Raw genomic sequence first — 25,373 nt, forward strand, 5'->3', positions numbered from 1 at the left:
AGGAAGCTTCCCCGATGATCCGCCGATCCCTCGTCCTGGCGCTGGCCGCCGCCCTGTCTCCGATGGCCGCCAACGCCACCGATCTGCTGCAGGTCTACGAAATGGCCCGCAACGGCGATCCGCAGCTGGCAGTGGCCGAGTCCACCCGGCTAGTCAATCGGGAGGGCGAAGTGCAGGCGCGTGCGGCGTTGTTGCCGCAGTTGGACGGCACCGCCGGGTACACCCAGGCACATCGCAAGCTGGATACCATCGACAACCTCGACGAGGGGCGCTCGACCACCAAGCAGCGCCAGTATTCGATCCAGGGCAGCCAGACCATCTTCAACTGGGCGCAGTTCGCCAACCTGCGTGCGCAGCGCGAAGTGGCAAAGGCAGCCGACTTCACATTGGAATCGGCCAACAACGACCTGATCACCCGCACCTCGGCGGCATATTTCCAGGTCCTGGTCGGCATCGAATCGCTGGCGGCGGCAGAGACCAACGAAGCGGCCGCCAAGAAGCAGTTCGATTACGCCGACAAGCGTCTGGAAGTGGGCTTGGCCCCGATCACCGACGTGCATGAAGCGCGCGCCCAGTACGACCAGGCGCGTGCCGACACGATCAATGCGCGCAACACCTTGAAGGATTACTACCAGGCCTTGACCGAACTCACCGGCCAGCCGGTCACGTCCTTGCGCGCACTTCCCGAAGACTTCCGCCCCGAAGTCCCGGCGGCGTACAGCAATGTCGATCAGTTGGTGGCCACTGCCATCGCCGACAACCCGGCGCTGAAGTCGCAGCAGTTGCAGGTCAGCGCGGCCGAGGCGCAGGTCAATGCCGCACGTGCGGGCCATTACCCGACCTTGAACCTCGGCGCCAATGTCGGCCGCAGCAATAGCTGGGGCGGCCAGGCGGCGGCTGACCAGGCCGCGGGCAACTTCACCACGCAGGGTCGCGATATCGACACCGATTCGATCGGCCTTACGCTGTCGATTCCGATCTTTGCCGGCGGTGCCACCCAGTCGGCCGTGCGCCAGGCGTTGTCACGCCGCGATATCCAGCAGGACACCTACGAGCAGCAGAAGCGCGCGCTGGATCGCAACACGCGCAATGCCTACCAGACCGTGGTCGCCGGCATCAGCGAAGTGGAAGCCCGTCGCCTGGCCGTGGTCTCCGCGCAGGCCGCATACGACGCCTCGCAGGTCGGCCTGGAAGTCGGCACGCGCACCGTGCTGGACGTGGTACAGAACCAGCGCACCCTGTTCCAGGCGCAGCTGAACTATGCACAGTCGCGCTACACCTTCCTGCAGAACCGCCTGCTGCTGGGCCAGGCGATCGGCAAGCTCAACATCACCGACCTGCAGGATGTGAACCGGCTGCTGTCGCAGGATGCCGAGTCCAAGCTGCAGGGCAGTGGCTCGCTGCAATAAGAAGATCTCAGCATGATTGAAGAGGCGGGCACAGGCCCGCCTTTTTTGTGCGTGATGCGATGTGAAGCGATCGCATGTCGGCCGATCATCCGCGGCTTGGCTGCGGAGCCGCCTTGCCCGCCCATCATCACGGAACAGGCCGGGAGTCCGTGGCGGCATCCATGCCGCACAAGGCCTTGCGACGCTGGCTGACAAGGATCATCAAGGAGGGTCGGCGTGCCTGCTCCAGGGGCCCTGCACACTGCGACGCAGCCGCAGTGACATCCTCAGGACGCGGCACCCTCGCTCACCACCGGCGGCAGGTGCGGCGCGATCTGCACCAGCGTCCTCGCCACCGTGCCCTTGCCGTTGGCGACCAGTGCCAGCCCTGCCGCGGCCATCGCCTCACGCTGGACAGGGTCGCCGAGCAGGCGCGCCAGATCGTGGTACACGCTGTCGGCATCTTCGCAGATGGTCACCGCCTCGGCCTCGCGCATGCGCCGCGAAATCTCCGAGAAATTGTGCAGATGCGGGCCGGTGACGGCCGGCGTGCCAACTGCCGCGGGCTCGAGCAGGTTGTGCCCGCCGATCGGCTGCAGACTGCCGCCGACGAAGGCGACCTGTGCACAGGCGTAGAAACTCATCAGCTCGCCCAGGGTATCGATGACAAACACCTTGTCGCGCGCCTGCGGCCATTGCTGGCTTTTACGCGTGGACACGGCCCAGCCACGCTCGCGCGCCACGGCCTCGACCTTGGGAAAGCGCTCGGGGTGGCGCGGCGCCCATAACATCAGCAGATCCGGAAACTGCAGCAGCAGGCGCGCATGGATGTCGGCCACGGCCGCTTCCTCGCCTTCGTGCGTGCTGGCGGCAATCCACACCGGCCGCGAGGCCGGCACGTGCGTGTGGAACTGCGTGACCAGGGCCTGCAGCTGCGCAGGCGCGGCGATATCGAATTTGAGATTGCCCAGCGCGATCACCTGGTCGGGCCGCGCACCCAGCGTGACGAAGCGTTCGGCATCGTCGTGCGACTGCGCCGCCACGCAGGTGACGGTGCGCAGCGCGCGGCTGATCAACGGTGCCAGCAGGCGATAGCCACGCAGCGAGCGCGCCGACAGCCGCGCGTTGAGGATGTACACCGGAATCCCGCGGTCGCGGCAGCCGAACAACATGTTCGGCCACAGCTCGGTTTCCAGGATCAACGCCAGGCGCGGGCGGAAATGCTCCAGGAAGCGACCGACGCTGCCGGGCACGTCGTAGGGCAGATACACGTGGTCCACCGCATCGCCCCAGACCGCGCGCACGCGCTCGGAGCCGGTGGGCGTGATGGTGGTGATGACCCAACGGATATCCGGGCGCTGCGCACGCAGGGCGTTGACCAGCGGCGCGGCGGCATTGACTTCGCCCACCGACACCGCATGCACCCACACGCGCGGGCGACCGCAGGCATGCGTGTAGGAGGCATAGCGCTCGTTCCAGCGGTTGAAGTATTCGCGGACGCGAAAACCGCGCCACACCAGGTGGTACACCGTCACCGGCAGCAACAGGTACAACAGCGCCGAGTACAGTCCGCGCAACAGCCATTCGATCGGGTCTTTCCGCATCGGTGCAGGATACGGGAGCGTTGCGGCGTGCGCATGTGCACGCTGCCGCGCGCGCATGATCCCTTAGAATTGCCCCATGTCCGAGCCCGCCAACGTCGCTGTCCGCCCTTCCCTGCGCAACCCCAGGCACTGGCCGATGTACCTGGCCCTTGTCGTCATGGTGATCGCCGGACGCCTGCCCTGGATGCTGCAGCGTGCGCTGGGGCGTGGCGTGGGCTGGATCGCGATGCGCCTGGCCGGCACGCGTCGGCGCGCTGCCGAGGTCAACCTCAAGCTGTGTTTTCCCGAACAGGACGACGCCTGGCGGGCGCGGCTGTTGCGCGACAGTTTCGATGCGCTGGGCGTGGGCCTGTTCGAATTCGCGCGCGCCTGGTGGGGCAGCATCGATGCGATCCGCCCGGGCGTGCAGGTCGAAGGGCTGGAACACCTGCAGCGCCTGCAGGAACAAAAACGCGGCGTGTTGCTGGTGTCCGGCCACTTCATGACGCTGGAGATGTGCGGGCGGCTGCTATGCGATTACGTACCGCTGGCCGGCATGTACCGCAGGCATCGCAACCCGGTGTTCGAGTGGGCGGTCAAGCGCGGGCGGTTGCGCTATGCCACGCACATGTTCGCCAACGAGGATCTGCGCGCCACCATCAAGCACCTCAAGCGCGGCGGTTTCCTGTGGTACGCGCCGGATCAGGACATGCGCGGCAAGGACACCGTGTTCGTGCCGTTCTTCGGGCATCCGGCCTCCACCATCACCGCCACCCATCAGCTGGCGCGGCTGACCGGTTGCGCGGTGGTGCCGTACTTCCACCGGCGCGAAGGGGGACGCTACATTCTCAAGATCGCACCGCCGCTGGCAGACATCCCTTCCGACGATGTGATCGCCGATACCACGCAGGTCAATGCGGCGATCGAGGACATGGTGCGCGAGGCGCCGGACCAGTACCTGTGGATCCATCGGCGCTTCAAACGCCAGCCGGGTGGGCGCAGCGATTTTTATCGTTGATATCGCGTATCTCGATGCAGGCGGCGCGTACAGCCGCAGCACCGCAAAGGATCCTCAGCGCGGCGGCGGCTGATCTGCGTCGTCGTTGAGCAAGGCACCGGCATACAGGCCGGCCAGCATCAGGCTCAGCCCGCCCCAGAAGCTGGAATAGAACGCCAGATGCGTGTTGAGCGGGAACACCGTGGCCACCAGCGCGATCATCGCCGGGCGTGCCTGCTCGCGCGCGGCCAGGCTGGAATAGCGCCACGCGCGCCAGGCCTGCGCCGCACCGGCCAGCCACAGCAGCAACCCGATCACCCCGGTTTCGGCCAGGATTTCCAGCACGATCTGGTGCGCATGGAAGGCCGGCCCATCGCCCCAGGCCGGCGCCTGCGCGGGTGCCGGATTGCAGGCCGGATACGCCTGCCGGAAGCCGCGGGCGCCCACCCCATTGAGTGGATGCGCGTGGATCATGCACAGCGCTGCGCCCCAGATCTGCGCACGCCCGGACAAGGCCTGGTCGACGCCCTGCTGGTCATCGCTGAAGGCCAGCGCGGTGCGCTGGATCCGCTCGCGCGCCTGCGGCGCCACCGCCACCACCCCGGCCGCCAGCAGCGCGCCGACCACCGCCACCGCAAGCAGGCGGCGGCCACCCAGCAACTGCCAGCCGGACAGCAGCACGATCACGCCGTAGGTGATCCACGAGGCCCGCGACCCCGCCAGCACCAGCACCACGCCGACCGCCGCCGCAGCGCCCGCCCAGGCCCAGGCATTGCGCCGCCCCAGTGCCAGCAGCAGGAAGGGCGACAGGCTCGCAAGCGTCTGACCGAACTTGAGGTTGCATGGCCCCAGCACGCCGCTGAGGCGGTCGACCAGGGCCAGCTCCTGCGGCGTGCACAGGCCATGCCCGCTGATCAGCTGCTTGATCTGATCCAGGCCGAAGAACAACGGGCTGCTGCCGAACACGGCCTGCAGCAGCGCATCCAGTGTCCACACCCCGCCGATCACCGCCAGGCCGGTGAAGGTGCGCCGACGCCGCTGCGCATTGGCCACCGCGATCGCGCACAACCACATGAACGGCAGATAGCGCAGATCGGTGGCCGACTTGCGCAGCGCGCGCCCCACGTCCACCGCATCGAACGCCGACAGCATCTGCGGCAACCAGTACGCGAAGAACAGCACGCTGGTCAGCGCCCAGGCCGCACCACTGAGCAGCCGGGTGCCGCCACGGAAGCGCGCATGCAGCAGGCGGTAGGCCGCAAACAGCGCACCCAGCGACAACACCGTCTCGGCCAGCCCGGGTGTGGGCCATAGCGCCACGAACAGGAGCACCCACAGCGGCGCCCAGCGACCGGCATCGGGGGTCAGCGCGGACGCAGGTGGGATGGCCTCAGCGGCGGAGTTCGTCATAGACCTTCAGGGTGGCCGCTTGCATGGCCTGCAACGTATAGGGGAGCACGGCGGGCGGTGTCGGCGCCTGCCGCAGCAACTGCAGCGCCTGGGTGCGCAAGGCATGGGCATCGAAGGCCGGCACAGCGCCGCCGGGTTGCAACTCGGCCAGCAGCTCGCCGACGCCGCCGTGCGCCCAACCCAGCACTGGCCGGCCCACCGACAGGGCCTCCACCACGGTGCGGCCGAAGGCCTCGGGCTTGCGCGACAGCTGCAGCACCAGATCGCTGGCGGCATAGGCCTCGGCGATGCGTGCGGTGGGTTCGGTGAAGGCGACCGCCTCGGCCACGCCCAGTCTGGCGGCCTCGGCTTCCAGCTCGCGCAGATAGGCATCACGGCCAGGCTCGCGCGCGCCTGGCAGCCACAACCAGGCCGGCACGCCGGCAGCGCGCACGTCGGCGAGCAATTGCAGGCCGTCGACGTGCCCTTTCAGGCGCGTGCCGCGCCCGGGCAGCAGCAGCAGTGGTGCATCGGCCGGCAAGTCGGGCAGCACGGTCTGTGCCCAGCTGCGCGCGCGGCGGTCCGGCTGCGGGCGACGCGGAAACTGGGCGATATCGACACCGCGCGGGATCGTGCGCAGGCGCGCGGTGTCGGTCTGCGGATAGTGCGTGCAGACGTACTCGCGCACTGTCTGCGAGACGCAGATCACCCGCTCGCCATAGGTCATCACCGCGCTGTAGCGGCTGGGCGAGTTGAGCCCGTGCACGGTGGTGACGAAGCGCGGCCGGGTGGCCTGCGGCATGCCGCGCAACGCGTACCAGCCCAGCCAGGCCGGCAGGCGCGAACGTGCATGCACGATGTCGGCCCCCAGTTCGGCGAACAGCCGGCGCAGGCCGACCACGTGACGCAAGGTCAGCAGCGACTTGCGCCCGATGTCCAGCGTGAGATGTTCGCCGCCCGCCTCCAGCAGCGGCTGGACCAGGCGGCCGCCGGCCGAGACCACCACCGCGCGGTGGCCGGCGCGCATCAGCGCAGCGGCGATTTCCAGGGTGGAGCGCTCGACGCCGCCGGACTGCAGCGCCGGCAGCAGTTGCACCACGGTCAGGCGGTGCATCCGGCCAGGATCAGTCGGCGAGCACGAACAGCGCGCCGCAATACGGGCACTTGGCTTCGCAGTTGGGCTCGTCTTCGATCGGCAGATACACGCGCGGATGCGAGTTCCACAACGCCATCTGCGGCGTCGGGCAGCTCAGCGGCAGATCGCCGCGATGCACGGTGTAGCGCGATTCGGCATTGGCGGGCGCGGTGGCGGTCTGGCTCATGGCGGCACGATCGTAGAGACAAGGCAGAGCGCGGATTCTAGCAGCCTGCGTGGTGATCGGCCCATTGACCGGCCATACCGGTTCGGGTGGCGATGCTCTCAACAGCCGCCCGGGCGCCGCCAGCGTCGGGGAGCGATGCGGCAGCCCCGGCTGGCCTGGCCTTGCTGGCCCGGCAGCGCCAGGCAGCCACACCCGGACATCGCGCTTATCATCGCCGGACAATGGCGCACCGCCCCGGCGTGCGCGTGCCCGGCTCGCCTGCCTCGGCAGGCCGGACCTGCCCTGCAGCATCGCACCCAAGGAGACATCGCCACGTGACCTCGTCTGTTGTGTTGCTGCATCCGCGTGACCTGTGGTTCCGGCTGGTCGTTGCCCTGGGTGTCGCTGCGCCGTTGTCGGTGAGTGCGGCGACCGGGCAGTCGACCTCGTTCGAAGCCGGCCAGCCGTTGCCGGTGAGCGCGGCGGCGGGCGATGTGCAGATTGCCATCGGCACCGGTCCGGCCGCGCCGTATGCGGCCAAGCCGAACGCCGGCTACAGCGGTGCGCATGCCCTGCGGTACGACAGTCGTGGCGCAGGTGGGCGGCGCACCTTGTTGACCGGCGAGATCCCGATCGGTGCCGATACCACGCTGTCCTGGCTGGTATTGCCCGAGAGCGTGGGTGGCGAGCATGTGGCATCGACCTATGTGTCGCTGGACCTGCTGCTGGACGACGGCACACGCGTGTCGGCCAGTGCTGCGCGGGATCAACATGGCGTCGCGCTCGGTGCCCGGGCGCAAGGCGAGTCGAAGACGCTGTATCCGCAGCAATGGGCGCGCAAGGCGGTGCGGCTGGGTGACGTGGCCGGTCTGCGTGGGCGCCATGTGCGTGCGATCGAGCTGGAAGTTGCACCGCCGGCAGGCGCGCCCGGTGCCGGCTGGATCGACGATATCGCCATTGCCGAGGTACCGCTCACACCGGCAACGCGTCCGTCGGATTGGGTGCTGACCACGCGCGGCACGCAGTCCAATGGCACGTTCTCGCGCGGCAACAATTTCCCGGCAACCGCGGTGCCGCATGGCTTCAACTTCTGGACGCCGGTGACCGATGCGGGCACGCTGACCTGGCTGTATCGCTGGAACGAACACAACGATGCGGACAATCGCCCGCGCCTGCAGGCGTTGTCGCTCAGCCATCAGCCCAGCCCGTGGATGGGCGACCGCCAGACCTTTCAGGTGATGCCGTCGCTGGCGGCCGGCGTGCCGCCAGCCGATCGCCGACAGCGTGCGCTGGCGTTTTCGCATGCCAATGAAACCGCCCGCCCCTATCGCTACGCGGTGCAGCTGGACAACGGGATCCAGGCCGAGATCGCGCCGACCGACCATGCCGCGTTGTTCCGCTTTCGCTTCCCGGCGCAGGGCGATGCCAATCTGGTGTTCGACAATGTGGACGCGCGTGGCGGGCTGCGGCTGGATGCGGCGACACAGACACTCTCCGGCCATACCGATGTGCGTAGCGGGCTGTCGACCGGCGCCACGCGCATGTATGTCCATGCCAGCTTCGATACGCCGTGGGAAACCAGCGGCCTGAGCGACACCGGCCGGCCCACCGGCTGGATCAAGTTCGCTGCCGGCAGCACACGGCAGGTGCAGATGCGCATTGCCACCTCGCTGATCTCGCTCGAGCAGGCCAGGCACAACCTGGCACTGGAAATCGCACCGCAGACAACATTCGAGCAGGTCGCCGCGCGGGCGCAGGACGCCTGGGATGCGTTGCTGGGGCGCCTGGAAGCGCCCGACGCCACCGCCGAGCAGAAGACCACGCTGTACTCCAACCTGTACCGGCTGCACCTGTATCCCAACTCCGGCCATGAGAATGTCGGCAGCGCCAGTGCCCCGGACTGGCGTTATGCCAGCCAGAGCAGCTGGTCGGACGACAACATCGACGGCAGCGCGGTGCGCAGTTTCGCGCCGATCCGCGATGGCCGGGTCTACGTCAACAACGGCTTGTGGGACACCTTCCGCACTGCGTGGCCGGCGTATGCCTTGTTCGCCCCCGACGCTGCCGGCGCGCTGGTGCAAGGCTTTCTGGAGCAGTCGCGCGCGGGCGGCTGGGTGGCGCGCTGGTCGTCGCCCGGCTATGCCGATCTGATGGTCGGCACCAGTTCCGACGTGGCGTTTGCCGATGCCTGGCGCAAGGGCGTGCAGGGCTTCGATCCGGCCGAGGCATACGTTGCCGCGCGCAAGAACGCCACCGTGGTGGCGCCCGACAGGCACGTCGGCCGCAAGGGCATGGCGCGTTCGACCTTTCGCGGTTATGCCGATACCGACACGCACGAAGGCATGTCGTGGTCGATGGAGGGCGCGCTCAACGATTTCGGTATCGCCAACATGGCCGAGGCGCTGGCCGGGCAGGCAAAGACGGCCACGGCGCGGGAGCGTTACACGACCGAGGCACTTTATTTTCGTCAGCGCGCGGCGGGCTATTCGGCGTTGTTCGATCCGGCGATCGGTTTTTTCCAGGGCCGCACACCGGACGGCCACTGGCGTGTGGATGCGGCACGGTACGACCCGCGCGTGTGGGGCCACGATTACACCGAGTCCAGCGGCTGGACGTTTGCGTTCACCGCACCGCACGACGGTGAAGGCCTGGCGGCGTTGTATGGAGGACGCGTGGGCCTGGCAGCGAAACTGGATACGTTCTTTGCCACCCCCGAGACCGCCGAGGCCAGGTTCGCCGGCTCCTACGGCAACACCATTCACGAGATGACCGAAGCGCGCGATGTGCGGATGGGCATGTATGCGCACAGCAACCAGACCGCGCACCATATCCCGTGGATGTATCTGTACGCCGGGCAGCCGTGGAAGACGCAACGCATCACCCGCGAGATCCTGGCACGCCTGTACCTGGGCAGCGAGATCGGCCAGGGCTATCCCGGTGATGAGGACAACGGCGAAATGTCGGCGTGGTATCTGTTCGCGGCACTGGGCCTGTATCCGTTGCGCATGGGCGCGCCGGAATACGTGATCGGCTCACCGCTGTTCAAGCATGCCAGCGTGCGGTTGCCCGATGGCGGGACGCTGACGGTCAACGCGCCGCAGAATTCGCCGCAGAACGTGTACGTGCAATCGCTCAAGGTCAACGGAAAGCCCTGGCGCAAGACCTGGTTGCCGCATGTGGACATCGCCAGGGGGGCGACGCTGGACTTCGTGATGGGGCCTGCGCCCTCGCGCTGGGGCACCGGGCCGAACGATGCGCCACCGTCGCTGACCCCTGCGGGCAAGCACCCTGCCCCGTTACGTGATGTGCTCGGAGACACGGCGCGCATCACGCTGGCCGATGGTGGCGAGGTCGCTGCCCTGCATGACGACGATGCGGGAACCGTCGCTGCAGTTGCATCGACATCGACGCTGACGCTCAGTGGCATGGCGCGCGGCACGCCCACGCTCTACACACTGACCAATGGCAATGCGGCCATTGCGGCCAGTGGCTGGACGCTGGAAGCGCGTGCGGCCGATGGCGCGTGGACGGTGGTCGATCAGCGCCGTGAGGAAGCGTTCGACTGGCCGTTGCAGACGCGGCCGTTTCGTATTGCCACACCTGGTGCGTATACCGAGTATCGGCTGCGATTCAGTGCGCCTGCGAAAGTGCAGCTGGCGGAGATCGAGTTGCTGGGGGCGGAACCTGCGGTGCGTTGAGGCGCCGGTCTCGCAGCGCTGATTGTGCTGCTTTCTGCAGGCAGGCGACTGCAGGCTGCAGGCACCCGCTCACGCAATCGACGGATTCACACGGGTGCTGCCGGAGCGAGGTCCCACCGCGATGTCAGCAGCGCTGGTGAGCCGTACCCTCGCCCCAACCCCCGCTCCGCGCCCCGGCCCGCGCTTGCGGCGCGGGCGCTTCAAGGCACGCGTGCCAGTGGCGCGCAAGCAGTGCCTTGTCGCCCCAGGGGAGAGGGGTTGGGCGCGGTGCGTCTGGTGCCGCTCGCGGATCGGTCTTTGATGTCTTCCCGGTGGGGGGATCTCAACCGCTATTTTTTTCGCTGGCACTCTTCTCGGCATCGCGCTGCCGGCGGATCTGCGCATCCACCGCCGCGATCGCGGTCATGTTCATCACCCGGCGCGAGGTGGCGCTGGTGGTGAGGATGTGCACGGGCTTGGAGATGCCCATCAGGATCGGGCCGATCGCCACGCCGTCGGTGAACACGCGCACCAGGTTGTAGGCGATGTTGGCCGCTTCCAGATTCGGCAGCACGAACAGGTTGGCGCGACCCTTCAAGGTGCTGTTGGGCATGATCTGCTTGCGCAGCGCTTCGTCCCAGGCGGTGTCGCCCTGCATTTCGCCATCGATGTTGAGCTCGGGCTTGCGCTTGAGCAGGGCCTCGCGCACCTGGCGCATCTTCAGCGCATCGCGCGAGTCGTGGCTGCCGAAGTTGGAGTGCGACAGCAGCGCGATGTTGGGTTCGATACCGAACAGCTTGAGGCGGTACGCGGCCTGCAGCGTCGCTTCGACCACCTGCTCCACGGTCGGGTCTTCCTGCACATGCGTGTCCAGGAAGAAGAACACGCCCAGCTGGTTGATCACGCCGGTCATCGCCGAGGTGGAGCTCACCCGCGGTTCCAGCGGAATCACGCTGCGTGCGTAGCCCAGCTTCTTGTGGAAGCGGCCGACCACGCCGGACAGCATTGCATCGGCTTCACCACGCGCCACCATCACCGCGGCGATCAGGGTCGGTCGCGAGCGCATCAGTTCCTTGGCGGCAGTGACGGTCACGCCGCGACGCTCGGTGAGCGCGTGGTAGTACTGCCAGTACTCGTTGAAGCGGGGATCGTCGAGGATGTTGGTGATCTCGAAATCCACCCCGGCGGTCAGGCGCAGGCCCATGCGCTCGATGCGCGCCTCGATCACGTCGGGGCGGCCGATCAGGATCGGGAAGGCCAGGCCTTCGTCGACCACGTTCTGCACCGCGCGCAGCACCACTTCCTCTTCGCCTTCGGCATACACCACGCGCTGCTTGTCGGCGCGCGCACGGTCGTAGACCGGCTTCATCATCAGGCTGGTGCGGTAGACGAACTGGCCGAGCTTGTCGCGGTAGGCCTCCATGTCGGCGATCGGCCGCGTGGCCACGCCCGAATCCATCGCCGCCTGCGCAACGGCGGACGACAGCTCCACCAGCAGGCGCGGGTCCAGCGGACGCGGAATCAGATATTCCGGGCCGAAACTCGGGGTCTCGCCGCCATAGGCCGCGCCCAGGTCGGAGGCCTCGCGCCGTGCCATCGCCGCGATCGCCTTGACGCAGGCGATCTTCATTTCTTCGTTGATGCCGGTGGCGCCCACGTCCAGCGCACCGCGGAACAGGTACGGGAAGCACAGCACGTTGTTGATCTGGTTCGGGTAGTCCGAACGGCCAGTGCCGATGATGCAGTCCGGGCGCACCGCCTTGGCCGCTTCCGGGGTGATTTCCGGGTTGGGATTGGCCAGCGCGAAGATCACCGGCTGGCGCGCCATCGTGGCGACCATTTCCGGCTTGAGGATGCCGGCCGCCGACAGGCCCAGGAAGATGTCCGCGCCCTCGACGATTTCGGCCAGGGTGCGCTTGTCGGTGTCGCGCGCGTAGCGCTGCTTGTCCGGGTCCAGGTCGGTGCGGCCGGTGTGGATCACGCCATCGCGGTCCAGCGCCAGGATGTTCTCCGGCTTCAGGCCCAGCGAGACCAGCATGTTGACGCAGGAGATGCCGGCCGCGCCCATGCCGGTGGTGGCCAGCTTGACCTCTTCGATCTTCTTGCCGGTGACCACCAGTGCGTTGAGCACGGCGGCGCCGACGATGATCGCGGTGCCGTGCTGGTCGTCATGGAACACCGGGATGTTCATGCGCTCGCGCAGCTTGCGCTCGACGATGAAGCACTCCGGCGCCTTGATGTCTTCCAGGTTGATGCCGCCGAAGGTCGGCTCCAGACTGGCGATGATGTCGACCAGCTTGTCCGGGTCGTTCTCGTTGATCTCGATGTCGAACACGTCGATGCCGGCGAACTTCTGGAACAGCACGCCCTTGCCTTCCATCACCGGCTTGGACGCCAGCGGGCCGATGTTGCCCAGGCCCAGCACGGCAGTGCCGTTGCTGATCACCGCCACCAGATTGCCGCGCGCGGTCAGCTCGCTGGCCTGGGTGGGTTCTTCGACGATCGCCTCGCAGGCGAAGGCCACGCCCGGCGAATACGCCAGCGACAGGTCGCGCTGGGTCAGCATCGGCTTGGTCGCGGTGACCTTGATCTTGCCGGCCGGCTGCTGGCGGTGGTAGTCGAGGGCGGCCTGTTTGAAGTCGTCGTTGGACATCGGCGTTGTGGGTCTCGAAGGCGCAGGAGGGCTGAATTCTACCCTCCTGCCTGAACATGGGCCTGTCGCGCAGCTGTCGCGGCGGCAGGAAGATCGCATGCCACAACGCGGCATGCATTGCGGCCAGTGCTGGCTGGATGTGGAAACGGCCCTGCATCCCGCCGGCAGCGCCGACGGAATGCAGGGCCGTAGGAAGCATCAGCGCGCGCTGATCGGGGCGACGACGTCGGTCGAGGCCACCGGTGCCTGCAGCGGCGGCGAGCCGCCATCCAGCACCAGCTTGAGCTGATCGCGGTCCAGCGCATTTTCCCAGCGCGACACCACCACCGTGGCGACCGCGTTGCCGATGAAGTTGGTCAGCGAGCGGCACTCGCTCATGAAGCGGTCCACGCCCAGGATCAGCGCCATGCCGGCCACCGGCACGTCCGGCACCACCGACAGCGTGGCGGCCAGGGTGATGAAGCCGGCGCCGGTCACGCCGGCCGCGCCCTTGGAGCTGAGCATCGCCACCGCCAGCAGGGTGATCTGCTGGCCCAGGGTCAGGTCCACGTTGGTGGCCTGGGCGATGAACAAGGCGGCCAGGGTCATGTAGATGTTGGTGCCATCCAGGTTGAACGAGTAGCCGGTCGGCACCACCAGGCCCACCACCGATTTCTCGCAGCCGGCCTTTTCCATCTTCTCCATCAGCGAGGGCAGCGCCGACTCCGATGAGGAGGTGCCCAGCACCAGCAGCAACTCGGCCTTGAGATAGCGGATCAGCTTGAGCACCGAGAAGCCGCACAGACGGCAGACGATGCCCAGGATCACCAGCACGAAGAACAGCGAGGTCAGGTAAAACGAGCCCACCAGCCAGGCCAGGTTGACCAGCGATTCCACCCCGTACTTGCCGATGGTGAAGGCGATCGCACCGAATGCACCGATCGGCGCGGCCTTCATCAGCATGTGCACCAGGCGGAACACCGGCGCGGTCAGCGCTTCCAGGAAGCTCAGCACCGGCTGGCCACGCTCGCCGACCAGGGCCAGCGCGATCCCGAACAGCACCGCCACGAACAGCACCTGCAGGATGTTGCCATCGACGAACGCGCTGACCAGCGTGGCCGGGATGATGTCCATCAGGAAGCCGACCAGGCTCAGCTCGTGGGACTTCTGCACGTAGGTGTTGACCGCGCTCTGGTCCAGCTCGGCCGGGTTGATGTTCATGCCGGCGCCGGGCTGCACCACGTGCGCCACGATCATGCCCACGATCAACGCCAGCGTGGAGAAGAACAGGAAGTAGGTCATCGACTTGGCGAAGACCCGGCCCACCGTCTTGAGGTGGGTCATACCGGCGATGCCGGTGACGATGGTCAGGAAGATCACCGGGGCGATGATCATCTTCACCAGCTTGATGAAGGCATCGCCCAGCGGCTTGAGGCTTTCGGCGAAGGCCGGCTCGAAGTGGCCCAGCAGGGCACCCAGGACGATCGCCACCACCACCTGGAAATACAGCTGACGGTAAAAGGGGACGGGCGCCGGCAAGGGGCCGGCAGGCTTGCTGATGTGCATGACGCCACTCCGAGGGAACATAGAGGGGGCCTGAGCAGGCACCCGGTGCGGGCATTCTGGCCGTACGTCGCAGCCCGGGCCGATAGCCCATTGGTACTACGCACTGTCGCCGGGCTGAACGTCGCCTTACACTTCAGCGGCGTCGCCACCGGCCGTTAATTCCATTTAACGCAGACACCGATTGTTGTGTCGTTGGCCGTCCGGAACCTGCGCGCTTGCTGAAGCTGTTCAGTGCGACCGCCATGGCAGGACGCCCGGCCCTTTCTCCTTGCCGAAGACCACACCTATGCGCCTCAATCCGCTCGTTCTCGCGTTGGCCATTGCCGCCGCGCCCGCAGCCGCCAATGCGGCCACCTCGCTGGAAAACTGGCCCACCAAGTACACCTTCGGTGATGGCACCGAGCTCGGCCTGACCGGCAACTACGCCTACGACGACAACAACTTCTCCGGCGACGACCGCCTGGAAGACCGCACCGACTTCCGCCGCAAGGAGCTCGGTGCCACCCTCAAGAAGAAGGGCGTCTACGACGCCATGGTGTATTTCGACTTCGAAGCCAAGCTGTGGCTGGACGTGTTCTTCCGCGTCGAGACCAAGGCCGTGTTCGGCCAGGATTACGGTCGCGTGCGGCTGGGCTACATGAAGGTGCCGGTGGGCCTGGAAGCGGTGCAGAGCTCGCGTGCGGGCAGCTTCATGGAACTGGGCCTGCCGGTCCAGGCGGTGTTCCAGGGCCGTCGCACCGGCGTGGAATGGACGCTGGAGCGCCAGCAGTATCTGCTGCAGGCCGGCGCGTACGGCGGCAAGGATCTGCAGGGCGACAACCCGGGCACCACCCAGGCCGTGCATGCCGCCTGGACCCCGTTCAAGGCCGAAGGCAATGTGCTGCACCTGGGCCTGGCCGGCTCGGTGGAGAACCCGCGTGGCTTCAGCGACGGCCGCGGCGTGTCGTTCAGCCCGCGCGTGCGCCTGCGTGCCCGCCCGGAGGCCGGCCTGACCGACGTGCGCCTGATCGACACCGGCACCATTCTCGACGTGGACCACGTGATCCGCGCCGGCGTGGAAGCGGTGTGGATCCACGGCCCGTTCTCGCTGCAGAGCGAAGCGCTGCGCGCCGAGGTGGCACGTAACGACAACCAGCCGCATTACATCGCGCAGGGCCAGTACCTCTATGGCACCTGGACGCTGACCGGCGAGTCGCGCAGCTATGCCGGCGGCGTACCGGGCAACATCAAGCCGGCGCACGACTACGGCGCGGTCGAGCTGACCGCCCGCTACAGCCGCCTGGACCTGGAAGACAACCGCGTCAGCGGCGGCCGCCAGCACGACACCACCATCGGCGCCAACTGGTACCTCACCAGCCACTTCAAGTTCCAGGCCAACTACAGCTGGGTGGATGCCACGCGCAACGGCGTGCATGAAACCCCGCACGTGATGGAGCTGCGCGCGCAGGTGCAGTTCTAAGCGTGATGGCGCACAGCTAACCCGGGCCTGGTCGGCCGCGCGCTGCCTTCGCTTCAACGCGCCAAGGCGGCAACCCACACCAGCGCACGCGCCCCTGCGGCCGCCTCCTTTCGGGGATGCGGCCGCAGGCGTTTGTGGCTGCGGCGGTGTCGGCGCCTGGCGCAGGTCCGGTGCCGTTAGCTGCACGATGCAGCGGCGCACCGCCATACTTGTCGGCATGTACGCCTCGCAACGCCGCCGTCTGCTGCTCACCCTGACCATCGTGCTGGGCGGCATGCTGGTGGCCATGCTGGCGGCCGGGCACTTTGTCGAACAGAACGCCCTGCACGAGGAAAGCGCCACCGTGCGGCGTCAGCTGCGCCTGTACGCGCAGGCCCTGCAGCAACGCGTCGATCGCTATCGCACCCTGCCGCAGATCCTGGCGCTGGACCCGGAACTGCGCGCGGCCGTCTCCGGGCCGTTATCGGCCGCGCAGGTGGAACGGCTCAATCGCAAACTCGAGCGCGCCAACAACGTCACCCAGTCCTCCACGCTGACGCTCATCAACCGCGACGGCCTGGCATTGGCTGCCAGCAACTGGCGCGGGGCGCGCAGCAACGTGGGCGTGGACTACGCCTTCCGCCCGTATTACCAGCAGGCATTGTCCAACGGCAGCGGCAGTTTCTACGGCATCGGCATGACCACCAGCGAGCCGGGTTACTTCCTGTCGCAGGCCATCGTCGACGCCGGCGGCCAGGTGCAGGGCGTGGTGGTGATCAAGATCGCGCTGGCCGCGCTGGAACGCGAGTGGCTGCAGACCCCGGACATCGTGCTGGCCTCCGACGCGCACCAGGTGGTGTTCCTGGCCAGCCGCCCGCAGTGGCGCTACCGCATGCTGGCGCCGCTGAGCCTGCGCGACCGCAGCGAATTGCGCAGCACCCGCCAATACGCCGACCAGGGCCTGCTGCCGCTGCGGCGCCGGCTGATCGAGCAGACCGGCAACGGTGGCGTGCTGGCCGAGGTCAGCGACCCACCGCTCGCCGGCCCGGTGCTGTGGCAGACCCTGGAGGTGCCCGAAAGCGGCTGGCGCCTGCATCTGCTGCACGACACCCGCGCCAGCGCGGCGGCCGGCCGCGCCGCTGCGATCGCCGCTGCCGGTGCATGGTTGGCGCTGGCCTTGCTGTGGTTGTTCGTGCAGCAGCGGCGGCGCCTGTCCGCCCTGCGCCAGCGCAGCCGGCACGAGCTGGAAACGCTGCTGCAACAACATGCCGAAGAGCTGCGCACCGCGCAGGATGGCGTGGTCACCGCCGCGCAACAGGCCAATGCCGGCCTGAGCCGCAGCCTGGAACACCTGCCGCAGGGCGTGGTGGTGATCGACGAGGCGCTCAAGCTGGTGGCGTGGAATTCGCGCTATGTGGAACTGTTCCGCTTCCCGCCGGAACTGCTCAAGATCGGCCGCCCGATTGAAGACCTGTTCCGCTTCAACGCACGCCGCGGCCTGCTCGGACCGGGGCCGATCGAAGCGGCGATCGAGCGCCGCCTGAACCATTTGCGCAGCGGCAAGCCGCATATGCGCGAGAGCGAGAAGGAAGACGGCACGGTGCTGGAAATCCGCGGCAATCCGCTGCCCGATGGCGGATTCGTCACCAGCTATGCCGACATCACCAGCTACAAGAACGCCGCGCGCGAACTGCGCTCGCTGGCCGATGCGCTGGAACACCGCGTGGCCGAACGGACCCGCGACCTGGCCGCGGCCAAGCGCGAGGCCGAGAGCGCCAACCGCTACAAGACCCGCTTCGTCGCCTCGGCCGTGCACGACCTGCTGCAACCGCTCAACGCCGCACGCATGTTCGTCTCGGTGCTGCGTGGGCAGGTGCGCGAGGCAGGCAGCGCGCGCGTGGTCGACAACATCGAGGGCGCGCTCGCCGCGCAGGACGCCATCCTCAACAGCCTGCTGGACATCTCGCGGCTGGAGGCCGGCAGCCTGAAGACCCGGGTGCGCGACTTCGCCATCGCCCCGCTGCTGGAAACCCTGGCCCGCGAGTTCGGCATCCTTGCCGAAGACCGCGGCCTGGTGCTGGACTGGGTGCCCACCTCGGCGGTGGTGTTGAGCGACGAGAACCTGCTGCGGCGCATCCTGCAGAACTTCCTGTCCAACGCCATCCGCTACACGCCGCGTGGGCGCGTGCTGATCGGCTGCCGTCGTCGCGGCGGCTGGCTGCGCATCGAAGTGCATGACCAGGGGCCCGGAATTCCCGAGGCCTTGCAGGACGAGATCTTCGAAGAATTCCGGCGCCTGGACGACGGCGTGGCCAACGACCGCGGCGCCGGTCTGGGCCTGGCGATCGTCGAGCGCATCGGCCGCCTGCTCGGCCACCGCATCAGCCTGCGTTCCACCCTGGGCAGCGGCAGTGTGTTTTCGGTGACCGTGCCGCTGGGCGAGCGCGCCTCCATCGCCAGGCAGTTGCCACCGCCCATCGCCAGCGCTGAAACCGCCAATGACCCGATCCTGCACGGCTGCCGCGTGTGGTGCGTGGACGATGACCCGCGCGTGTGCGAGGCCAGCCGCGCGCTGCTGCAACGCTGGGAATGCCGCGTGGACTTTGCCGGCGGCCCCGACGAGGCATTGGCCGCCGCCAACGCCGACGAGGTGCCGGAGCTGCTGTTGCTGGACGTGCGCATGGGCGAGCACTACGGCCCGATATTGCTGCCGCAATTGGTGGCGCGCTGGCAACGCGAACCGCGCGTCATCCTGGTCACCGCCGAACCCGACCCGGCGCTGCGTGAACATGCGCTCGACCTGGGCTGGGGGTTCCTGGCCAAGCCGGTGCGGCCGCCGGCGCTGCGTGCCCTGATGACGCAGATGCTGTTGCGGCGCGGGTGAGCTGTGCCGTCGCGCAGCATCGACAGGCAACAACGGGCTGCGTTGGGTGTGTCGCGACGCTTCCGGCCTGCTTGCCGCGAAAGGCCGCATGATGGCGCGCCGTGCTGCACGCGTCCCATGCGGCGATTTCCTGGCCCTGCAGGGTCTGGCGAGTTTCGCCGGATCGTTTCAGCGTACCGAAGTGCGTGCTGCCTCAAGCGCGCGTTGGCGATGGCGCTACAGTGCGTGTGTCCATTGCTGCCCACGTCTGCATCGTGCACAGCTCACCTGCCGATGTTTCTCCCCCGGAAACTTGTGGAGCCCTCATGTTCAGGCCTGCCTCCGTGATGTTGACCGCGTTGCTCGCCGCAGGTTGCGCGGCGGAGATGCCCGTGCAGGCGTCCACGCCATCGGCGACCGTGCCGCCCTCCGGCCCGGTGCGCGCTGACATGGACCCGTACACCTTGCAGACCCTGGACCGCGTGCTGCACCAGGCATCCACGCATCGCGGCCTGAGTCCGGGGCATCTGATCAAGCTGCTCTCGGCGGAATTTCTCGGCACGCCGTATCAGGCCAACATGCTGCAGGGCTCGGCCACCGTGCCGGAGCGGCTAATCATCGACTTCAGGGGCCTGGATTGCTTCACCTATCTGGACTATGTCGAAGCGGCGCGCCACGCCCATTCGCAGCAGGATTTCGTCGATCGCGTGGTCCTCACCCGCTACGTCGATGGCGTCATCGGCTTCACCTCGCGCAAGCACTTCTTTTCGGACTGGGTCGCACGTTCCTACCCGCTTGCCGACGACATCACCGCAACGCTCAGCCCCAGGGCCGTGAGTGTGGACAAGACACTCAACCTCAAGGCCGACGGCAGCAACTATCTGCCCGGATTGCCGCTGGTGCAGCGGTCCATCACCTACATCCCCGCCGCCGATGTGGACAGCACGGTGGTCCGGCAGCTGCGCACCGGCGACTATGTGGGCAGGTACTCACCGGCGCCCGGGCTGGATGTCAGCCATGTCGGCATCTTCGTCATGACCGACCGGGGCCCGGTGTTGCGCAATGCCTCATCGCGCCCGGAAAACGGAAAGGTCGTGGACTCGCCGTTCATGGAGTACGTCGCCCGCACGCAGGGCATCGTCGTCTACAGGGCCAGGCCCTGATCCCGGTCGCGATGCGGGCAACCGCCAGTCCGGCGGCAGGCATCGTCTCGATCCGCTCCGCCGGTGCATTGCCGGAGCCACACCATGTCGGTGGGCGTGGGCGCCCATCTCCCACCGCAGCGCGCACTGGGTGAACGTGCGATGCCAACGCAGCGTGCGGATCTGCACGATCGCCGCTGAGCGATCGCGTGGAGGTCGGCGCCACGCGGCACTCGCGCACCCGCCGGTAGCGTGCCCGGCACCCGGGCCACTGCACCTGCTACACTATCGAGAACGATTCCCATTTGACTTTGCCTAGCGGAGCATGCCGCGTGCTCCGTCAGCGCCCTGGAGTTCTTACTCGATGAAGCTTTCCGCCCATGGATCGGCCGGCATGCCGTTCGTTGCCACCCTCTGCCTGTTCGCCTCCGCCACCGCTTCGGCCCAATCGGACGTCACCGACACGCTGGACACCGTGGTGGTGGCCGCTTCGCGCTCCAACATGACCGTGGCCGAGTCGCCGCAGACGGTGCTGATCATCGACAAGGCGCAGATCCAGCAGCAGTTGACGATCTCCAGCAATTCGTCCGATGTGCTCGCCAACCTGATTCCCTCGTACACGCCCAGCCGCGGCAAGATGAACGGCAGCGGCGAAACCCTGCGCGGGCGCACGCCGTTGATCCTGATCGACGGCGTGCCGCAATCCAACCCGATCCGCCCCACCGGGCGCGAAGCGCACACCATCGACTATGCAATGGTCGAGCGCATCGAAGTCATCCAGGGCGCCAATGCCATCAACGGGCTGGGCGCCACCGGCGGCACCATCAACATCATCACCCGGCGCCCGCAGGACGGATCGCTGAATCAGCACATCGACGTGCAGGCCACCGCGCCCACGTCCGAGACGCGTGCGGAAACCACCAGCGGCGAGACGCGTTACCGTGTGGATGGTCGCTCGGACAAGCTCGATTACCTGTTCTCGGCCAGCTACAGCGACCAGGGCCTGTATGTGGATGGACAGGGCCGGCCGATCGGCGCCGACAACACCCAGGGCGACCTGATGACGTCCAAGAGTTACGACGTGCTGGCCAAGCTCGGCTACGCGCTCACCGACACGCAGCGCCTGAGCGTCAGCGTCAACCGCTACCGCATCAAGAACGACAACGACTACATCGGCATCCCCGGCAACCGTGCGCAGGGCCTGCCCACCACCTCGGTGCGCGGCACCCCGCAAGGCACCGCGCCCTGGAACGATGTGCTGACGTCCAGCCTGTCGTACACCCACGACGATCTGGCCGGCATGCAGCTGAGCGCGATGGTGTTCAACCAGGAGTTCGAAGGGCTGTTCGGCGCCGACAACTCGTCCACGTTCCAGGATCCGCGCATCGCACCGGTCGGCAGCTTGTACGACCAATCGCGTTCGGTCGCTTCCAAGTGGGGCAGCAAGATCAGCCTGACCAGGGACGACCTGCTCGACAACCGGCTCAAGCTCACCGGCGGCGTCGACCTGCTGGCCGACACCGGCAAGCAGGATCTCTACGGCACCGGGCGTACCTATGTGCCCGAATCGGACTACCGCAACCTGTCGCTGTTCGTGCAGGGCGAATACAAGCTGCTGCCCGAGCTGACCCTGCATGCCGGCGTGCGCCGCGAAGAAGCCGAGTTGAAGATCGACAGCTACCAGACGCTGTGGCGCTACAACCGCGTCGCTGTCGAAGGCGGCACGCTCGACTTCAACCAGACCCTCTACAACGCCGGCCTGGTCTACACGCCGGTCGAGGGTGTGAGCTTTTTCACCAGCTATTCCGAAGGTTTCGGCATGCCGGACGTGGGCCGCGTGCTGCGCGCGATCAACACGCCGGGCACGCGCGTGGCCAGCCTGAGCACGCTGGAGCCGATCCTGACCAAGAGCGTGGAAGCGGGCACCCGCCTCACGCGTGGCGCCTTCGATGCGGACCTGAGCTACTTCCAGTCCAACTCGGACCTGGGCACGCGCGTGGTGCCGATCAACGGCGCCTTCATGATGAGCCGCGAAAAGACCCGCGTGCAGGGCGTGGACGCCAGCCTGGGCTATCGCCTGGATGCGGCGCATCGCCTGCGCCTGTCCTACGCCTACACCCGTGGCCGCTACGACAGCGACAACGACGGGCAGCTGGACGCACGCCTGGACGGGCTCAACGTGGCGCCCAACCGCGTGATTGCCTCGTGGTCGGCGCAGTGGACGCCGAAGCTCTCCTCGTTCGTGCAGGCGCAGCATGCCTTCAGCCAGTCCTTCGACGAGGCCGACAAGCGCTTCAGCGGCTACACGCTGGTGGATGCGACGTTCAATTACGCGTTGCCGCGTGGCGCAGTGCGCATGGGCGTGTCCAACCTGTTCGACAAGCAGTACATCACCTACTACTCGCGAGCGGCCTTGGTCGAACCGCTGCGCTACTTCGCCGGGCGTGGCCGCACCATCACGCTGGGGTATTCACTGGATTTCTGATGGCGTGGCGTGATTGCCGGCAGCGCGCGACCGATACGCCCGCGCAAGCGTGCTGCTGCGCCTGGATGTCGAGCCGTAGCGCCGCTTAGATGCAGTCAACAGCCACGTTAGTCGAATGCGCGGTGCCCTCAACGGTTGCGGGACACGCCGTGAATCCATCCGTGGAGGCTCGGTGGCGGCATCCATGCCGCCACACGGTCCCGCGACCGGCGAGGACGCCGCACCAGATAGGTTGCTGGCTGCTTTATTGAAAAGCAGACGCACCGACCATCTCGACTGGTCCTTGCCCGCTCACCCTCGCGGGACCCTGAGCGGCATGGATGCCGCGCCAGAGCCTACAGGGACGTACTTGCGGCGTGTCCTGCGATGGTGGGCGGGCAAGGGCCCTGCAGCAAACTCGCAGCGTCGAGGGCGCGGTGCCCTCACCGCTTGCGGGACACGCCGTGAACCCGTCCCTGGGGCTCGGTGGCGTCATCCATGCCGCCACACGGTCCCGCAATCGGCGAGGACATCGCGACAGAAAGTTAGTCGGTTGCTTTGCTTAAAAAACCATGCACACCGACCATCTCGACTGGTCCTTGCCCGCTCACCGTCGCGGGACCTTGAGCGGCATGGATGCCGCGCCAGAGCCTACACGGACGTACTTGCGGCGTGTCCCGCGAGGGTGGGCGGGCAAGGACCCTGCAGCGCAGTCGCGGATATCAGCATCTTGGTCGCTCAATCGCCCCCCAGAAAGGCGCATCTGCGCCCGCTACGTGGGTGTTCGTTGGCGCCCTGCAATCGACGCGGCAGCGCCCCACGCACATCGAATCGAACGCTGTAATGCATGCATGCGGCTGCGGCTGCGGCTACGCGACGATGCTGCGTTGACGATCCGGAGGATCGGGCAAGGATGCCGGATCACCAGGCTCACGCCGACCCGGCGGCCCGCGGCACAGTGCATTGCACGACGCACAACGCCACTATCGGGAGACACACCGCATGAGTCAGACACTGTCGCTGGACCACTATCGCCTGCTTGGCCGCTCCGGGCTGCGCGTCTCGCCGCTGTCGCTGGGCACCATGACCTTCGGCGAAGCCTGGGGCTGGGGCGCGGATGCGGGCGAAGCCAGGCGCATCTTCGATGCCTATGCAGACCGCGGCGGCAATTTCATCGACACCGCGGTCAACTACACCAACGGCGGCGCCGAGCGCATCCTCGGCACGCTGATCAAGGACCGCCGCGAGCGCTTCGTGCTGGCGACCAAGTTCACCATGGCGCGCGATGCGGACAACATCAATTCCGGCGGCAATCATCGCCTCAACCTGATCCGCTCGGTCGAGACCAGCCTGCGCCAGCTCGACACCGACCGCATCGACCTGCTGTATCTGCACGCCTGGGATTTCACCACCTCGCCGGAGGAAGTGATGCGCGGGCTGGAGCATCTGGTGCAGTCGGGCAAGGTGCTCTACCTCGGCATCTGCAATACCCCGGCCTGGCGCGTGGCGCAGTTGCAGACATTGGCCGATCTGCGTGGCTGGTCGCCGCTGGTGGCGCTGCAGATCGAATACAGCCTGGTCGAACGCAGCGTCGAACACGAATTGCTGCCGATGGCACGCGAACTGGGCCTGGGTGTATTGCCCTGGTCGCCGCTGGGCGGCGGCATCCTGACCGGCAAATACAGCCGCGCCGATCTCTCCGACGACAACGCGGCAGAGGTCTCGACCAGCCGCAAGGGCGTGATCGCCTCGACCGGGCATCTCAACGCACGCTCGCTGGAGATCGCCGATGTGGTCGGTGCGATCGCCGAGGAACTGGGCGCCTCGCGCGCGCAGGTTGCGCTGGCCTGGACCTTGCGCAACCCGGCGGTGGTCTCGCCGGTGATGGGCGCGCGTACGCTGCAGCAGGCCGAGGACAACTTCGGCGCGCTGGAGATCGTGTTCAGCGACGACCAGCTGGCGCGGCTGGATCAGGTCAGCGGCCTGTCGCCGATCTTCCCGGAGCGCTTCATCGGCCGGCCGATGGCGCAGCAGCTCATCTATGGCAGGCACACGCTACAGCTGCGCAACTGAGCAAACGGCAGGCGCAGGCGCACAGTCACCACCGTCGTCGCTGCAATGCGCCTGGTCGCTGCAAACCGCGTCGACCGCGATCCGCAGCGCCGCTGGCCGGCAGCGATCAGCCCTCGCCTTCGGGCTCCAGCGCCTTGACCAGCACCGCCGCCTGCGTGCGGCTGTAGCAGTCCAGCTTCTTCAGGATGGCGGTGACGTGCACCTTGACGGTGTTCTCGGCCAGCCCCAGTTCGTGCGCGATCTGCTTGTTGAGCAGGCCATCGGCCAGGCTCAACAGCACGCGGAACTGTTGCGGGGTGAGCTGGGCCAGCTTGGAGGCCAGCTGCGCATCGGCCTCCGAGCGCTCGGCGGTCATCGGCGGGAACCAGGTGCCGCCCTCCAGCACGCTGGCCACCGCAGTGCCGATCGATTCGGCCGGAGTGGATTTGGGAATGAAGCCGGCCGCGCCGAACTGCTGCGCGCGCCGGATCACGCGTGGGTGATCGTTGGAGGAGATCACCACCACCGGGATATCCGGATGCTCGCCCCGCACATGCAACAGCGCCGAGAAGCCGCGCGCGCCCGGCATCGCCAGGTCCAGCAGCACCAGCTCGGCCTGTGGGTGCGAGCGCAGCATCGCGCTCAGCGTGGCGGCGCTGGAAGCCTCCACCACATCGGCCTGCGGCAGGGTCTGCTGCAGCACATGGATCACGGCGGCACGGAACAGCGGGTGGTCGTCGGCGACGAGGATGGTGAGATCGGCCATCCGCCAAGTCTGGCACATGGCCGTGTCGGTTTCCCGCGCCCGGACGTCCACCGCCACCCCGTTGCGCAGGCGTCAGGCCTGCCGGGCAGCCAGCGTGTGCGTTGTGAGCGCCGCT

Annotated in this window: 15 protein-coding genes; 8 read left to right on the top strand and 7 right to left on the bottom strand. The window is 67.4% G+C overall.

Annotated elements, in window-relative coordinates; translation table 11 throughout:
* Window positions 1-14 precede the first annotated feature (14 nt).
* Window positions 15-1,409, top strand: a complete 1,395-nt coding sequence (locus H7A86_RS16420; protein ID WP_119130981.1) for a TolC family outer membrane protein — start codon at window positions 15-17, stop codon at window positions 1,407-1,409.
* 266 nt (window positions 1,410-1,675) lie between these two features.
* On the opposite strand, the gene waaA is transcribed toward H7A86_RS16420, so the two are convergent.
* Window positions 1,676-2,992: a lipid IV(A) 3-deoxy-D-manno-octulosonic acid transferase gene (gene waaA, locus H7A86_RS16425; protein ID WP_119131472.1), complete on the bottom strand. Its 1,317-nt coding sequence runs from the start codon at window positions 2,990-2,992 to the stop codon at window positions 1,676-1,678.
* A gap of 76 nt (window positions 2,993-3,068) precedes the next feature.
* Here waaA and H7A86_RS16430 point away from each other — a divergent pair, with 76 nt between their 5' ends.
* Window positions 3,069-3,989: an LpxL/LpxP family Kdo(2)-lipid IV(A) lauroyl/palmitoleoyl acyltransferase gene (locus H7A86_RS16430; RefSeq protein ID WP_119130980.1), complete on the top strand. Its 921-nt coding sequence runs from the start codon at window positions 3,069-3,071 to the stop codon at window positions 3,987-3,989.
* A gap of 54 nt (window positions 3,990-4,043) precedes the next feature.
* Here H7A86_RS16430 and H7A86_RS16435 read toward each other — a convergent pair whose 3' ends face one another.
* The 3 genes from H7A86_RS16435 to H7A86_RS16445 are packed head-to-tail and all read right to left on the bottom strand — an operon-like array spanning window position 4,044 to window position 6,679.
* Complete coding sequence (locus tag H7A86_RS16435) at window positions 4,044-5,378, bottom strand: O-antigen ligase family protein (RefSeq protein WP_104648811.1); 1,335 nt, start codon at window positions 5,376-5,378, stop codon at window positions 4,044-4,046.
* Window positions 5,359-6,471 (bottom strand): glycosyltransferase, encoded by a 1,113-nt coding sequence (locus tag H7A86_RS16440; protein WP_119130979.1) that lies wholly within the window; start codon window positions 6,469-6,471, stop codon window positions 5,359-5,361. The genes H7A86_RS16435 and H7A86_RS16440 overlap by 20 nt, the downstream gene beginning before the upstream one ends.
* A gap of 10 nt (window positions 6,472-6,481) precedes the next feature.
* Window positions 6,482-6,679, bottom strand: coding sequence for a zinc-finger domain-containing protein (locus tag H7A86_RS16445; RefSeq protein ID WP_006451050.1), 198 nt, complete (start codon window positions 6,677-6,679; stop codon window positions 6,482-6,484).
* A gap of 314 nt (window positions 6,680-6,993) precedes the next feature.
* On the opposite strand from H7A86_RS16445, the gene H7A86_RS16450 reads away from it, so the two are divergent.
* Window positions 6,994-10,356, top strand: coding sequence for a GH92 family glycosyl hydrolase (locus tag H7A86_RS16450; RefSeq protein ID WP_119130978.1), 3,363 nt, complete (start codon window positions 6,994-6,996; stop codon window positions 10,354-10,356).
* 322 nt (window positions 10,357-10,678) lie between these two features.
* Here the strand turns inward: H7A86_RS16450 and H7A86_RS16455 are convergent, their stop codons facing one another.
* Window positions 10,679-12,988 (bottom strand): NADP-dependent malic enzyme, encoded by a 2,310-nt coding sequence (locus H7A86_RS16455; RefSeq protein ID WP_119130976.1) that lies wholly within the window; start codon window positions 12,986-12,988, stop codon window positions 10,679-10,681.
* A gap of 198 nt (window positions 12,989-13,186) precedes the next feature.
* Window positions 13,187-14,533 (bottom strand): dicarboxylate/amino acid:cation symporter, encoded by a 1,347-nt coding sequence (locus H7A86_RS16460; RefSeq protein ID WP_104584014.1) that lies wholly within the window; start codon window positions 14,531-14,533, stop codon window positions 13,187-13,189.
* A gap of 286 nt (window positions 14,534-14,819) precedes the next feature.
* Here H7A86_RS16460 and H7A86_RS16465 point away from each other — a divergent pair, with 286 nt between their 5' ends.
* The 5 genes from H7A86_RS16465 (at window position 14,820) to H7A86_RS16485 (ending at window position 24,513) form a co-directional block, all read left to right on the top strand.
* On the top strand, window positions 14,820-15,992 hold the full coding sequence (locus H7A86_RS16465; RefSeq protein WP_119130975.1) for an OprO/OprP family phosphate-selective porin: 1,173 nt from the start codon (window positions 14,820-14,822) through the stop codon (window positions 15,990-15,992).
* 217 nt (window positions 15,993-16,209) lie between these two features.
* The gene (locus tag H7A86_RS16470; RefSeq protein ID WP_119130974.1) at window positions 16,210-18,855 is read left to right on the top strand and encodes a hybrid sensor histidine kinase/response regulator; all 2,646 of its coding nucleotides are present in this window, start codon (window positions 16,210-16,212) and stop codon (window positions 18,853-18,855) included.
* Window positions 18,856-19,076: 221 nt separating this feature from the next.
* The gene (locus H7A86_RS16475; protein ID WP_232099116.1) at window positions 19,077-19,997 is read left to right on the top strand and encodes a DUF1460 domain-containing protein; all 921 of its coding nucleotides are present in this window, start codon (window positions 19,077-19,079) and stop codon (window positions 19,995-19,997) included.
* Window positions 19,998-20,340: 343 nt separating this feature from the next.
* Window positions 20,341-22,461: a TonB-dependent receptor gene (locus H7A86_RS16480; protein ID WP_232099117.1), complete on the top strand. Its 2,121-nt coding sequence runs from the start codon at window positions 20,341-20,343 to the stop codon at window positions 22,459-22,461.
* A gap of 981 nt (window positions 22,462-23,442) precedes the next feature.
* Complete coding sequence (locus tag H7A86_RS16485; protein ID WP_119130972.1) at window positions 23,443-24,513, top strand: aldo/keto reductase; 1,071 nt, start codon at window positions 23,443-23,445, stop codon at window positions 24,511-24,513.
* Window positions 24,514-24,619: 106 nt separating this feature from the next.
* Here the strand turns inward: H7A86_RS16485 and H7A86_RS16490 are convergent, their stop codons facing one another.
* Window positions 24,620-25,258: a response regulator gene (locus tag H7A86_RS16490; protein ID WP_024938967.1), complete on the bottom strand. Its 639-nt coding sequence runs from the start codon at window positions 25,256-25,258 to the stop codon at window positions 24,620-24,622.
* Window positions 25,259-25,373 lie beyond the last annotated feature (115 nt).

This window comes from Xanthomonas euroxanthea (assembly GCF_903989455.1).
In the GTDB taxonomy this organism is placed as follows: domain Bacteria; phylum Pseudomonadota; class Gammaproteobacteria; order Xanthomonadales; family Xanthomonadaceae; genus Xanthomonas; species Xanthomonas euroxanthea.

Coding starts and splice junctions, on each gene's coding strand:
- H7A86_RS16420 (WP_119130981.1), top strand. CDS start 15: ATGATCCGCCGATCCCTCGTCCTGGCGCTGGCCGCCGCCCTGTCTCCG.
- waaA (WP_119131472.1), bottom strand. CDS start 2,992: ATGCGGAAAGACCCGATCGAATGGCTGTTGCGCGGACTGTACTCGGCG.
- H7A86_RS16430 (WP_119130980.1), top strand. CDS start 3,069: ATGTCCGAGCCCGCCAACGTCGCTGTCCGCCCTTCCCTGCGCAACCCC.
- H7A86_RS16435 (WP_104648811.1), bottom strand. CDS start 5,378: ATGACGAACTCCGCCGCTGAGGCCATCCCACCTGCGTCCGCGCTGACC.
- H7A86_RS16440 (WP_119130979.1), bottom strand. CDS start 6,471: ATGCACCGCCTGACCGTGGTGCAACTGCTGCCGGCGCTGCAGTCCGGC.
- H7A86_RS16445 (WP_006451050.1), bottom strand. CDS start 6,679: ATGAGCCAGACCGCCACCGCGCCCGCCAATGCCGAATCGCGCTACACC.
- H7A86_RS16455 (WP_119130976.1), bottom strand. CDS start 12,988: ATGTCCAACGACGACTTCAAACAGGCCGCCCTCGACTACCACCGCCAG.
- H7A86_RS16460 (WP_104584014.1), bottom strand. CDS start 14,533: ATGCACATCAGCAAGCCTGCCGGCCCCTTGCCGGCGCCCGTCCCCTTT.
- H7A86_RS16465 (WP_119130975.1), top strand. CDS start 14,820: ATGCGCCTCAATCCGCTCGTTCTCGCGTTGGCCATTGCCGCCGCGCCC.
- H7A86_RS16470 (WP_119130974.1), top strand. CDS start 16,210: ATGTACGCCTCGCAACGCCGCCGTCTGCTGCTCACCCTGACCATCGTG.
- H7A86_RS16480 (WP_232099117.1), top strand. CDS start 20,341: ATGAAGCTTTCCGCCCATGGATCGGCCGGCATGCCGTTCGTTGCCACC.
- H7A86_RS16485 (WP_119130972.1), top strand. CDS start 23,443: ATGAGTCAGACACTGTCGCTGGACCACTATCGCCTGCTTGGCCGCTCC.
- H7A86_RS16490 (WP_024938967.1), bottom strand. CDS start 25,258: ATGGCCGATCTCACCATCCTCGTCGCCGACGACCACCCGCTGTTCCGT.